This is a genomic window from Methylophilus sp. Leaf414, assembly GCF_001425425.1.
Classification (GTDB): Bacteria; Pseudomonadota; Gammaproteobacteria; order Burkholderiales; family Methylophilaceae; genus Methylophilus.
This window is the reverse complement of sequence record NZ_LMQQ01000004.1, coordinates 649484-662149: the sequence shown is the minus strand read 5'-3', so window position 1 is coordinate 662149 and position 12666 is coordinate 649484. Positions and strand designations below refer to the sequence as shown.

Sequence of the window (12666 nt, the reverse complement as noted above, 5' to 3'; positions counted from 1 at the left end):
TTGTTTTATGCAACTTTTGCAAGCAACTCACTAGCTCGTTGCCGCTGGCGTTCACCACCCTCGGTAAGCACTTCTTCGATCAATTCCTTGGCGCCTATCATATCTTCCATATCGATATAGGCCTGGATCAAATCCAGCTTGGTATTAACCTCTTCTGGCTCACCATCAAACTCAACCAGGCTTTCCTCAGGCTTTTCTGTGACATCCAGTGAAATTTCAGGGAAAGCGGTCTCGCTACTGAAGGTTTCGGCAGGTACGCGGCTGAGCACTTCGTCATCCACATTGTCGAGGCGGATATCATCGATATCGAGTGCATCATCTTCTTCAGAAGTCTTGATAGTCGTATCATTTGGCCCTCCCAGCTCCAGCGAAAGCTCAGGTAGAGATTCAAACACAGCATCATCCGATGATAGCTTCTGCTCACCTGTCGCCTGTGTAGCAGCCTGATTATCTCTGATTGAACTTGAAGACTCGTCATCAAGATTCAGGGAGGGTAAGTCCAGCGCTTTTGGTGTTAGCTCTGCATCAACCACTGCATTTGGCACCGATGTCTGCTCAATTGTTTCTTTTTCAGAGCTTTCTTCAAAGCGTAGTTCAGTAGTAAGGTCTGGTTTCTCTGAGTCCTCGGACTGAGGTACTTTTTCGTTAGCCAGAATATTTTCTTGCTGAACAGGCTCGATGATTAAATCGTCTGAAGGCGTTTCTAGCAATTCCGGCAAATTATCTGCAGGTTTGTTACCAGGATTATCAAAGTCTGTTTGTAATTCTGCAAATTTTTCCGGTTTAGTTTCTGTCAGTGAGGGTTCAGTCAATGTATTTACGGTTGATGAATCTTCAGTCGAAACTTCTACGCCTGCATTGCCCGCATTATCATTATTATTTTTTTTGCTATTATCAGATGGTTCGAATTCAAGCGCTGGCGCTTCAAAATTGAAGTGATAGCCTTGATCTGCACTATCTGCTTCAACCACGGGTGTTTCGAGGCCGGTATTATCAAGCGCCGGCATCTGGTAAAGTGAATTTTCAGGATCCAGCTTCTGCCCCATCGCCACTACTTTGGACCAGGTCTGGTCATTAGGGCCGACATTGGCGTAAATCTCCCCAGCCAATGATTCAAATGCTCCCTTGTTAGCCGTGCTTTGGTAAATTTCAAGCAGCTTTAACTTGAGCTCCTGACGTTCGGGATCTTTTTGAATCGCATCCTTGAGAATTTCTTCTGCCTGCGCATCACGACCGTAAGCCATGTAGACTTCGGCTTCAGCAATCGGGTCAACATCGTGTGAGTCGATCATCCCGCCTACACCACTTTGCGAGAAGTCGGTCAAGAAAGAGGTGTCACCAGAAGCAGCCTGGGTATCACCAAATACAGTGTTGTTCTGCATTTCAGTCGCTGGTGAAGTCAGGATCGCATCTTCAAAGGTATCAATTTCTTTTTTACGGCGAATGCGAATCAGTGCCCAGACACAAATCAAGATAGGTAAGGCAATCAAGGCCCATGGCAATACGGGACTGATTCCTTTCAAGCGCGCCATCAGCACATGCATGAAAGAAGGCTGCTCTGCTTCAATAGCAGGCTCAACCGGAACAGATTCTGTATTCGCTTTAGGCGAATCCTGAACAGCGGGTGCCGGTTTGCTTTCGGCGGGTACTGCAGGCGTTTCAGTGGTCTGAGTGGCAGGTACTTCAGTTTTGGATTCCGGGCCTTGGGTTTCAGGTGTTTTGGTATCAGGAGCCGTAGCTTGTGCAGCATTTTTCTCCGCCTGCGCCATGGCATTATTTTTCATCTCTACCAATTTTTTCATGTCGGCGACTTGTTTTTCAAGCGCTGCGGCACGCGATTGCTCTTCCTTGATAGCGTTTTCTTTAGCGATGGCTTCTTCCTTGGCAGCATTTTCCGAAGCTTTAGAAGCGGCTTTATCGGTTTGGGTGCCAGACTTTTCATCGCCGGCAGACAGCTTCAGTGTATCTTTGCCTGCTGGTATTTGTGGTACAGGCTTGTCCTGTGCACTACCAATTTTGCCAGCGGATTGCTGGGTGTTACCGCCGGTTTCACTGGCAGCAGATTTTTCCACTACATTAGACAAGGCATTTTTATACGCCAGCCAATTTGTATTATGTTCGGCCACCAGATTTTTAGCCTGCTGGTGACTGATGGCATTTAAAGTGTCTTGATCCGGCATGCGGATGATCTTGCCCACTTTTAAACGGTTCATATTTTTACCATCAAACGCATCCTGGTTTGAGCGGTAAAGCGCTGCAAGCATTTGCTCGACACTGACATTATCCGGTTTCATTTGGCGCGCGATGGCATACAGCGTATCACCTCGGTCAGTGGTGAGTGGGTCCGGCGTATCAACGTTTTCAGCTGATGGTTCAGGTTTGGGCGTTGGCTTGGGAGCCACGGCACGGTTAGCTGGCGACTTTTTCGAAGCAGGCTTGCTTGTAACAGGCTGTTCAATGTCGGCTGCAGGCACCGGTTCCACTTTAGCTGTTTCAGCGGGGGCTTGCGGTTGACCAGTCACGGGCAACCCTGATGATTCAGACACGTAGTTAGAATTGAATCCTGGAGGATCCAGCAAGAGGGTGTATTCTTTGACCAGTCGCCCGGTCGGCCAATCTACCTGGATCAGCATATCCAGGAAAGCTTCGGTAATCGGTTGTGAACTGGTGAGTTTAAGGATGGGCTGACCCTTGCTATTGTTGCCAACCTCAATCTGAATATATGGGTAAGAAGCAGGTTTTTCCAGCATCTGATCCTGGTATACCTGATCAGCGGCTAGCGCGGCCTGGATACTGTTTAATTCGCCTGGCGCAACCGCCAGCAATTCAATTTCTGCATTCAGTGGCTCCCCCAGTTTTGAAGTGGAGGTCATTGTTCCCAGACCTGCAGCGTGCGCAACAATTGCTGCGCTCAAGCTCAACCCCAGACTTAATGTAAAGGCTAATTTTTTTAATTTAAATTTAGGCACCGTTTAACCCTTGTCATTCATGGCGATTGTCAACATAGCATCAATCAGTAAGCCACGCAAGCACGCCAATTGCCACCCTGCATGCCACAAACTTACCTTGCTTGGACTCTATCATCCATTAAACCTGAATGCATGCAAAACAAAAGCCCGAAAAGACCATGATTTTATTAACAAATCATGGCTTTACGGGCTGCAATTTAATTAATTACTTAAGCTTCAACCAGAATACGTAACATACGACGCAGAGGTTCTGCTGCACCCCAGAGTAACTGGTCGCCAACGGTAAAAGCTGACAGGTATTCACCACCCATGGCCAGCTTGCGCAAACGGCCAACCGGGGTTGTTAACGTACCCGTCACGGCCGCAGGCGTTAATTCACGCATGCTGACTTCGCGTTCATTAGGAATCACTTTGGCCCACTGGTTGGCTTCTGCCAGCATCTGGTTGATTTCATCCAGCGGCACATCCTGGCGCAATTTCAGGGTTAAGGCTTGTGAATGGCAACGCATTGCACCAATGCGCACGCACAGACCATCAATCACAATCGGGTTGGCTTCACGACCCAGAATCTTGTTGGTCTCTACACCGCCCTTCCATTCCTCCTTGCTTTGGCCGTTACCCAGATCCTTATCAATCCACGGGATCAGGCTACCAGCCAAAGGCACGCCAAAATTAGAAGTAGGTAAATCAGCGCTCCGAATTGTATCGGCTACAGTTTTATCAATCTCAAGAATCGCAGAAGCAGGATCGCCCAACAGATTCGACGCTGATGCATGAATCACGCCCATTTGTGAAATTAACTCACGCATGTTTTGCGCACCGGCGCCTGAAGCTGCTTGGTAAGTCATCGAAGTGGCCCATTCCACCAGATCCGCCTTGAACAGACCGTTCAAAGCCATCAGCATCAGGGAAACCGTACAGTTACCACCAATCCAGTTTTTGCCACCCTGGCTCAATGCATCCTTGATCACATGCATATTGACCGGGTCAAGAATCACTACTGCATCTTTTTCCATACGCAAAGTTGAAGCGGCATCAATCCAGTGACCGTTCCAGCCACTGCTGCGCAACTGCGGAAAAATCTCGCTGGTGTAATCACCGCCCTGGCAAGACACAATCGCATCCATCTTGCTCAGTTCAGCAATATCCTTGGCATCTTTTAGCGCAGGCGAATCCTTGCCAACCTTGGGTGCAGCTCCACCCGTTTGTGATGTAGTGAAAAACTGCGGATCAATATCTGCAAAATCTTTCTCTTGCACCATGCGTTGCATGAGCACAGAGCCCACCATACCGCGCCAACCTACAAACCCTACTTTTAACATGTGATCTCGTTATTCTCGCCGGTCATCCCGGCATCAAAACATTATTCGGAGGCCTTTTTCTGCACAGCTTCACCAGCTTTTTCCATATCCTTGCCCACACCGTTCATGGTATTGCAACCTGCCAACACCATCGTCACAACCAATAGCATCATTAACCTTTTCATTTATTTTCTCCTTAAAATTAATCTCTGAAATTACCAAACTTCAACGGAAAATCCGTCACACTCTTTTTAACATACGCAATGGCATCCTGCAATAAATCGCGCTTGGCACCATTAACCCGCACTGTATCGCCTTGAATAGTGGCTTGCACTTTCATTCCGCTGTCTTTGATCAGCTTGGTGATTTTCTTGGCCAAGTCGCTATCAATACCATCTTGCACGCGCAGATCCTGTTTCACCTTGTTACCTGAGACTTTTTGTACGTCCTTGTGTTCAAGTCGCTTGGAAGACTCCGGTTCTTTCTTTTCCATTGCTGGAAGCAAAATATCTTTTATCTGGTCCAGTTGAAAATCATTGTCACCAAACAAGGTAATGACCTTGTCTTTTTCGTTAAATTCGACTTTGGCAGATGTACCTTTGAAATCGTAACGATTGGTGATCTGTTTAATTGAAGCATCAATCGAGTTTTTTAAGTTGACCATATCAACTTCAGAAGTAATATCAAAACTGGGCATCTTTGAAAACCTTTCAAGCGATGGCAGAGCAAGGCGTTAGCGCGCAGGCAGTACATTAACATTAAGTACGACAAGCGCTAACAACACCGCTCTGCCGAGCAATCACACAATTATTCGAAATGGCAGACGTAGTCTACGGTCTCTAACACTTCAATATCAAAAGACGAATTACCCGCCACAGTGAATTTCTCACCTGCTTTATAAGTGGTCCAGTTTTCTTCATCTTTCAAGCGCACTTTACAGACACCATCATTGATTTCCATCAACTCTGGCGAGCCGGTATTAAAGGTCAAAGTGCTCGGGAAAATCACACCCACGGTACAGCGTGTACCGTTCGGAAACAGCACAGTATGACTCACACACTTGCCATCAAAATAAACGTTTGCTTTCTTTTTAACACTGACATTATCAAATTGTGCCATTTTAAATTCCTGATTAATTTCAATGTGTCGCCAATAAAAGCGCGACTATATCACACCTGAAAACTGAGCGAGCGCGATGCAATGCAAGGCGCGCGCTGCCCGTTTACATCGCAGCCACGATCTGGTCACCCATTTCAGAACAGGATACACGCTTGGTGCCCTCTTCATAGATGTCACCGGTACGGTAGCCTGCTGCCAACACTTTCTTCACTGCATTTTCAATGCGGGTCGCTGCAGCTTCGTTATCAAAGCTGTATCGCAACATCATGGCCGCAGACAAAATAGTCGCAATCGGGTTCGCTAGGTTTTTACCAGCGATATCCGGCGCAGAACCGTGTGATGGCTCGTACAAGCCCTGCTTGCTCTCATTCAGCGAAGCAGACGCCAGCATACCAATCGAGCCAGTCAGCATGGAAGCTTCATCTGACAAGATATCGCCGAAGATATTGCCCGTCACCATCACATCAAACTGTTTAGGGTTACGGATCAGCTGCATGGCTGCATTATCCACATACATATGGCTTAATTCCACTTCCGGATATTCTTTAGCGACATCAATCACGATCTCTTTCCAGAATTCAGTGGTTTCCAATACATTGGCTTTATCGACTGAACACAGTTTTTTGCCACGCTTCATGGCGATTTCAAACGCCACATGCGCAATGCGACGTACTTCCGGCTCGCTGTAGATCATGGTGTTGAAACCTTCGCGCACGCCTTCTTCATTAGTGCGAATGCCACGTGGCTGGCCGAAATAGACATCACCGGTCAGTTCACGCACGATCATGATATCCAGGCCGGCAACCACTTCCGGTTTCAGGGTGGAAGCATTCGCCAGTTCCGGGAATAGCACTGCCGGACGCAGATTGGCAAACAAACCCAAGTCTTTACGAATAGCCAGTAATCCGCGCTCAGGACGCAATGGGCGGTCTAAAGTGTCATACTGCGGGCCACCAACAGCGCCCAGCAATACGGCATCCGCGGCCCTACAGATTTTTTGCGTAAACTCAGGGTATGGATGACCGTACTGGTCATAAGCCTGACCGCCTAACGGAGCTTCGGTGAAGGTCATATCCAGACCATCTTTTTTCAATACTTCCAGCACGCGCAAGGCTTGTGCAACGATTTCAGGGCCGATGCCGTCACCGGGTAAAACTGCAATATTTAATGCCATAGGTTTATCCTAAATAATTATTCTATGATGTGAGAAGCCATCAGAAACCGTCGCGAGCGATTGAGTGACAAGGCACCCGGAGCACAGAAACCGGAATGTACAAAAGTACATGAGAATTTCGAGCACCGCGTAACGAAGTCAATCAATTGCACAGCAGGTTTATATGGTTTCTAAGCGAATAGCCAGGGTTGGGCGGCTTTATGTTTAATCTCAAATGCCTTGATCTCTTCCGCATGCTGCAAGGTCAGGCCGATTTCATCGAGGCCATTCAGCAGGTTGTGCTTACGGGTCGGGGTGATCTCAAAGCTGAATGACTGACCTGAAGGCGTAGTCACCGTTTGTGAAACCAGATCGACGTTCAGCGAGTAACCCTCATTTGCCAGGCACTCTTTGAACAGGATATCCACTTGTTCGGCTGAAGCGACTATCGGCAAGATACCGTTTTTGAAACAGTTATTAAAGAAGATATCGGCAAAACTAGGCGCAATAATCACGCGGAAACCCTGGTCTTCAATCGCCCATGGCGCATGCTCACGTGATGAGCCACAACCGAAGTTATCACGCGCCAGCAATACTTGCGCACCTTGATAGCGCGGCTGGTTCAGCACGAAATCCTTATTCAAAGGACGTGTGCTGCAATCCATGCCAGGTTCGCCGTAGTTGGTATAGCGCCATTCATCGAACAGGTACGGGCCAAAGCCTGAACGTTTGATGGATTTCAGGAATTGCTTTGGAATAATCGCATCGGTATCGACATTGGCACGATCCAGAGGACAAACCAGGCCGTTAATAGTGGTAAATGCTTTCATAGGGTGTTCTCCTTTATACGCTGCGCACGTCAACGAAATGACCGGCAATCGCAGCTGCTGCTGCCATTTCCGGGCTGACCAGATGCGTGCGTCCACCAGGGCCCTGACGGCCTTCAAAGTTACGGTTAGAGGTTGAAGCACAACGCTCACCCGGCTCCAGGCGGTCAGCATTCATCGCCAGGCACATGGAACAGCCTGGCTCACGCCATTCAAAACCTGCATCAATAAATACTTTGTCCAGGCCTTCAGCCTCGGCCTGGCGTTTCACCTGGCCGGAACCAGGCACTACCATCGCCAGTTTGATATTGCCAGCGACTTTTTTGCCTTTGGCAACACTGGCTGCAGCGCGCAGATCTTCAATACGCGAGTTGGTACAGGATCCAATAAATATTTTATCCAGCCGAATTTGATCAAGCGGTGTATTGGCATCCAGTCCCATGTACTTCAGCGCATTTTCGATACTGGTACGCTTGGTCGCATCGCCTTCCTGTTGCGGATCCGGCACATTCGATCCGATCGGCAACACTTGTTCAGGCGAAGTACCCCAGGTCACTTGTGGCGCGATTTCAGCACCTTTCAGTTCAACTACCGCATCATATTGTGCATCTGCATCGGATTGCAGAGTTTTCCAGTACGCCACCGCCCTGGTCCAGTTTTCACCTTTTGGGGCATGCAGACGGCCTTCAAGATAAGCAGCGGTTTTCTCATCCGGTGCCACAATACCGGCACGTGCACCTGCTTCGATCGCCATATTACACAGCGTCATACGGCCTTCCATGGATAAACCACGGATGACTTCGCCACCAAACTCAATGGCGTAACCAGTGCCGCCGGCGGTACCTATCTTGCCGATAATCGCCAGCGCAACGTCTTTAGCAGTCACGCCTTTGCCAAGTTGACCATCCACTTTCACCAGCATGCGTTTGGACTTTTTAGCCACCAGTGTTTGCGTAGCCATCACATGCTCAACTTCAGAAGTGCCTATGCCATGAGCAAGCGCACCAAATGCACCATGGGTTGAAGTATGGCTATCGCCACACACCACTGTCATGCCAGGCAGGGTCGTACCGTTCTCAGGCCCAATCACATGGATAATACCTTGATCCTTGTTTTTAAAAGGAAAATACACCAAGGCACCAAATTCCTTGATATTGCTATCCAGTGTTTCCACCTGCAGGCGCGAGATTGGGTCTTCAATCCCTTTATCCCAATCTTTGGTTGGCGTGTTGTGATCAGGGTTAGCCACGATGGATGAGTTGCGCCATGGCTTACGGCCAGCGATGCGTAGCCCTTCAAAGGCTTGCGGGCTGGTGACTTCATGCACCAGATGGCGATCAATATAAATCAGACAGGTGCCGTCTGGTTCCTCACGCACCACATGTGAATCCCATAATTTGTCGTATAGCGTTTTGCCTGCCATGACTGTTCCTTTCAAATCCAAGCTATCAAATCTTAATAAATTGATAAAACACGCGCAGAATACCTAAATTTTAATACCCTTACAAGAAGATGATTTATACTAGTATTGACACTAATAGGATAATAAAATCAAATGGATACAAGACGTCAGGAACTGGCTGAATTTCTGCAAGCGATGCGCCAGCGCGGTAGCCCTGAAGAATTCGGCTTTCCCTCAGGCTCTCGCCGCCGCACGCAAGGCCTGCGCCGTGAAGAAGTCGCGCAACTGGCCGGCATCAGTGCCACCTGGTATACCTGGATTGAACAGGCACGCGAAATCAATGTGTCGTCAGAAGCCTTGGATAGACTAGCGACTGCTTTAAAACTCAGCAAAACCGAGCGCAGTTATTTATTTGATATGGCCGACCGGCGCGATCCGCAGGCGCATCAGAGCGAAGTCGATACCGCCCCTGAAACATTAGTGGGTATCTTAAGCCAGATACAGGTCCCCGCTTACATCATGGGTCGCACGTGGGATATCCTGGCCTGGAATCAGGCCGCGACCAACCTGTTTAGCGGATTGCTGGATATCCAATGGCCCGAAGGTCAGCACCCTAATCTGCTGCGGTTTGTGTTCGCCAATCCTGCCGCCAGGCAATTTGTTGTTAGCTGGGAGATGCGTAGTCGTCGCCTTGTCGCCGAATTCAGGGCCGATTGCCGTTCGCGGTTGGAAGAACCCGAAGTGAAAAAGCTAGTGGATGAACTGAGTACCAGTAGCGCTGAATTTGACCGCTTCTGGAAACAGCATGATGTGCTGGAAAGACAAGGCGGAAAACGTGAATTTCAGCATCCTGATTTAGGATTGATCCAGTTTCAGCAAGTAACATTGAGACTGGTTGAACAGGAGCAACTTAAACTGGTGTTACTGCAACCCACCTGACAATGAATGGAATTACACCTTTTTCGTCTTGAAAAGCTTGTATTCAATCGCATCTTTTAATGCCAGCCATGAAGCTTCGAGAATGTCTGATGAGACGCCTATCGTGGTCCAGTTGGTCTGCTGGTCAGTAGATTCGATCATGACCCGCACTTTAGCCGCCGTGGCCAGGTTCGAATCCAGCACACGTACTTTATAATCTATCAGTTTGATGTCTTTGATGATGGGGTAAAAAGGTTCCAGTGCTTTGCGCATCGCCTTATCCAGTGCATACACAGGGCCATCGCCATAAGCGGTCACTTCCGCTTCCTGGTTATCAACAAAAATATGCACGGTAGCTGAAGAGTTGATGCCATTTATCGATGGTTCATGAATGTACACACTATATTGTTTCAACCTGAAAAACGGTTGAAACTTACCCAGCAGCTTTTGCATCAGCAAATCAAATGAGCTTTCTGCACTCTCAAACTGGTAGCCTTCATGCTCCAGTGCTTTCAGGTGTTCAAGTATCTGGATAGCCTCATCAGACTCCTTGGTCAGGGTCGGATCTATCTGTTGCAGTTTATTCAGAATCGCCCCGCGCCCTGCCACCTCGGACACCAGAATATGGCGTTCATTGCCGACCATATTCGGGCTGACATGCTCATAAGACTTGGGGTTTTTATTCACAGCATCAATGTGCATACCGCCTTTGTGAGAAAAAGCATCATGACCGACATAGGGTGCTTTATCATTAAAAGTGACGTTTGCGACTTCGCTTACAAAGCGCGCAGCGGCTGTGAGTTCAGCCAACTGGGCTGAAGAAATGCATTCCAGCCCTAGTTTCAGCTGCACGTTTGGAATGATGGACACCAGATTGGCATTGCCACAACGCTCACCGATGCCATTGATTGTGCCTTGTACCTGCACTGCACCTGCTTGCACCGCAGCGACAGAATTTGCCACTGCCATCTCGCAATCATTATGGCAATGAATGCCGATTTCTAAAGTGGGGAAACGCGTAACGACTGTTTGGGTGATTTCAAAAATCTCGTTGGGAAATGTCCCGCCATTGGTATCGCACAATGCCAACACATTCGCACCGGCATCAGCCGCTGCCTGCAAGGTATTCAATGCATACTCGGGATTTGCTTTGTAGCCATCGTAGAAGTGCTCGGCATCGAACACAATCTCTTTATCTTGCGCTTTGAGAAAGGCAATCGTGTCGCCTATCATCGCCAGGTTTTCCTCCAGCGTAGTACGCAGGATATCGGTCACCTGGTAATCCCAGCTTTTGCCAAAAATGGCGACCGCCTGAGTATTGGCGGATAACAAGGACTGCAGGTTTTTATCTTCGGCAGCTGTAATACCTATGCGGCGCGTACTACCAAACGCAATGATCTTTGCGTGTTGCAAATTCAGCTCGCCGACGCGTGCGAAAAACTCTAAATCTTTTGGGTTGGAACCGGGGTTACCGGCTTCGATGTAGCCTATGCCTAACCTGTCCAGGCGTTGCACAATTTTGAGTTTATCCTCGACTGAAAATGAAACACCCTGCGCTTGTGCTCCATCGCGCAGGGTTGAATCATAAGCAATCACACGTTGCCTGGACATAAGGATTATTTGTTTGCGGTCATTTTTTGCGCTGGGTTATTTTTTACGCAAGTGCAAATTCGCTGCAATACGCATACGCAAAGCATTCAGCTTGATAAAGCCGCCGGCATCTTTCTGGTCGTAAGCGCCTTTGTCATCTTCAAAGGTAGCAATGGTTGAGTCAAACAGCGAATCTGTTTTACTGTCACGGCCAACCACAATCACATTGCCTTTATACAGCTTCACGCGCACCCAGCCATTGACTGTCGCTTGCGTGTGATCAATTAATGTTTGCAGTGCAAGACGCTCCGGGCTCCACCAGTAACCGTTGTAGATCAGGCTGGCGTAGCGTGGCATTAAATCATCTTTCAGGTGCGCGACTTCGCGGTCCAGCGTGATGCTTTCAATCGCACGGTGTGCCTTGAGGATGATGGTACCGCCAGGAGTTTCATAGCAGCCACGTGACTTCATACCGACATAACGGTTTTCCACCAGATCCAGGCGGCCAATGCCGTGTTTGCCACCAATACGGTTAAGTTCTGCCAGGATTTCATGCGCTTTTAAAGCTTTGCCATTCAGGGCTACGATATCGCCGTTCTTAAATTCGATATCCAGATACTCAGCTGCATCAGGCGCTTTCTCAGGCGACACTGTCCAGCGCCACATATCTTCCTCGGCTTCGGCAGAAGGGTCTTCCAGATGACGGCCTTCGTAAGAAATATGCAGCAAATTAGCATCCATAGAATATGGACTGCCGCCTTGCTTATGCTTCATTTCAACCGGGATGCCGTGTTTTTCGGCGTAAGCCAGCAGTTTTTCGCGGGACAACAAATCCCATTCACGCCACGGGGCGATGATCTGGATATTCGGGTTAAGCGCATAAGCACCCAGTTCAAAACGCACCTGATCGTTACCTTTACCGGTCGCACCATGTGAAATGGCATCGGCTTTGGTTTCATTAGCGATTTCAATCAGGCGCTTTGCAATCAATGGACGTGCGATAGACGTACCCAGCAGGTATTCGCCTTCATATACAGTATTGGCACGGAACATAGGAAACACGAAGTCACGCACAAACTCTTCGCGCAGGTCATCAATGTAGATTTCCTTGACGCCAAACTTTTGCGCTTTCTCGCGCGCCGGTTCCAGCTCTTCACCCTGGCCCAGATCAGCAGTAAATGTCACCACTTCACATTGATAGGTGTCTTGCAACCACTTCAAGATCACGGAAGTATCCAACCCGCCGGAGTAGGCCAATACCGCTTTTTTAATATCGCTCATTTAAATAAATCCCAAACTGAAATCATCAGGCTTGTTTTATCAAGCCACTTTTCCCAATAATAAATATTCCATCAACGCTTTTTTGGTATGCCGCCTGTTAACACTA

General features: G+C 48.4%; 11 protein-coding genes. 1 reads left to right on the top strand and 10 read right to left on the bottom strand.

The window, feature by feature from the left end; all coding sequences use genetic code 11:
- Positions 1 to 5 precede the first annotated feature (5 nt).
- The 8 genes from ASG24_RS12005 to leuC form a co-directional block, all read right to left on the bottom strand.
- Complete coding sequence (locus ASG24_RS12005) at positions 6 to 2915, bottom strand: FimV/HubP family polar landmark protein (protein WP_235562415.1); 2910 nt, start codon at positions 2913 to 2915, stop codon at positions 6 to 8.
- Between the two features lie 263 nt (positions 2916 to 3178).
- A complete protein-coding gene (gene asd, locus ASG24_RS12000; protein WP_055871740.1) occupies positions 3179 to 4291 on the bottom strand; it encodes an aspartate-semialdehyde dehydrogenase in 1113 nt (370 codons plus the stop codon).
- A 41-nt stretch (positions 4292 to 4332) separates the two neighbouring features.
- Positions 4333 to 4455: an entericidin A/B family lipoprotein gene (locus tag ASG24_RS14465; protein ID WP_156376561.1), complete on the bottom strand. Its 123-nt coding sequence runs from the start codon at positions 4453 to 4455 to the stop codon at positions 4333 to 4335.
- Positions 4456 to 4472: 17 nt separating this feature from the next.
- Positions 4473 to 4967, bottom strand: a complete 495-nt coding sequence (locus ASG24_RS11995; protein ID WP_055831243.1) for a YajQ family cyclic di-GMP-binding protein — start codon at positions 4965 to 4967, stop codon at positions 4473 to 4475.
- A gap of 110 nt (positions 4968 to 5077) precedes the next feature.
- A complete protein-coding gene (locus ASG24_RS11990; protein WP_055831241.1) occupies positions 5078 to 5389 on the bottom strand; it encodes a pyrimidine/purine nucleoside phosphorylase in 312 nt (103 codons plus the stop codon).
- 103 nt (positions 5390 to 5492) lie between these two features.
- A complete protein-coding gene (leuB, locus tag ASG24_RS11985) occupies positions 5493 to 6563 on the bottom strand; it encodes a 3-isopropylmalate dehydrogenase (protein ID WP_055831239.1) in 1071 nt (356 codons plus the stop codon).
- Positions 6564 to 6733: 170 nt separating this feature from the next.
- On the bottom strand, positions 6734 to 7372 hold the full coding sequence (gene leuD / locus ASG24_RS11980; protein ID WP_055871738.1) for a 3-isopropylmalate dehydratase small subunit: 639 nt from the start codon (positions 7370 to 7372) through the stop codon (positions 6734 to 6736).
- A 13-nt stretch (positions 7373 to 7385) separates the two neighbouring features.
- Positions 7386 to 8792 (bottom strand): 3-isopropylmalate dehydratase large subunit, encoded by a 1407-nt coding sequence (leuC, locus tag ASG24_RS11975; protein WP_055831235.1) that lies wholly within the window; start codon positions 8790 to 8792, stop codon positions 7386 to 7388.
- Between the two features lie 132 nt (positions 8793 to 8924).
- On the opposite strand from leuC, the gene ASG24_RS11970 reads away from it, so the two are divergent.
- Positions 8925 to 9710 carry a helix-turn-helix transcriptional regulator gene (locus ASG24_RS11970; protein WP_055871735.1) on the top strand — a complete coding sequence of 262 codons (786 nt, stop codon included), beginning with the start codon at positions 8925 to 8927 and terminating at the stop codon, positions 9708 to 9710.
- Between the two features lie 12 nt (positions 9711 to 9722).
- Here ASG24_RS11970 and cimA read toward each other — a convergent pair whose 3' ends face one another.
- Both cimA and ASG24_RS11960 read right to left on the bottom strand, forming a co-directional pair.
- Positions 9723 to 11300 carry a citramalate synthase gene (gene cimA / locus ASG24_RS11965; RefSeq protein WP_055871730.1) on the bottom strand — a complete coding sequence of 526 codons (1578 nt, stop codon included), beginning with the start codon at positions 11298 to 11300 and terminating at the stop codon, positions 9723 to 9725.
- Between the two features lie 36 nt (positions 11301 to 11336).
- Positions 11337 to 12560 carry an argininosuccinate synthase gene (locus tag ASG24_RS11960; RefSeq protein WP_055871726.1) on the bottom strand — a complete coding sequence of 408 codons (1224 nt, stop codon included), beginning with the start codon at positions 12558 to 12560 and terminating at the stop codon, positions 11337 to 11339.
- Positions 12561 to 12666: the final 106 nt, after the last annotated feature.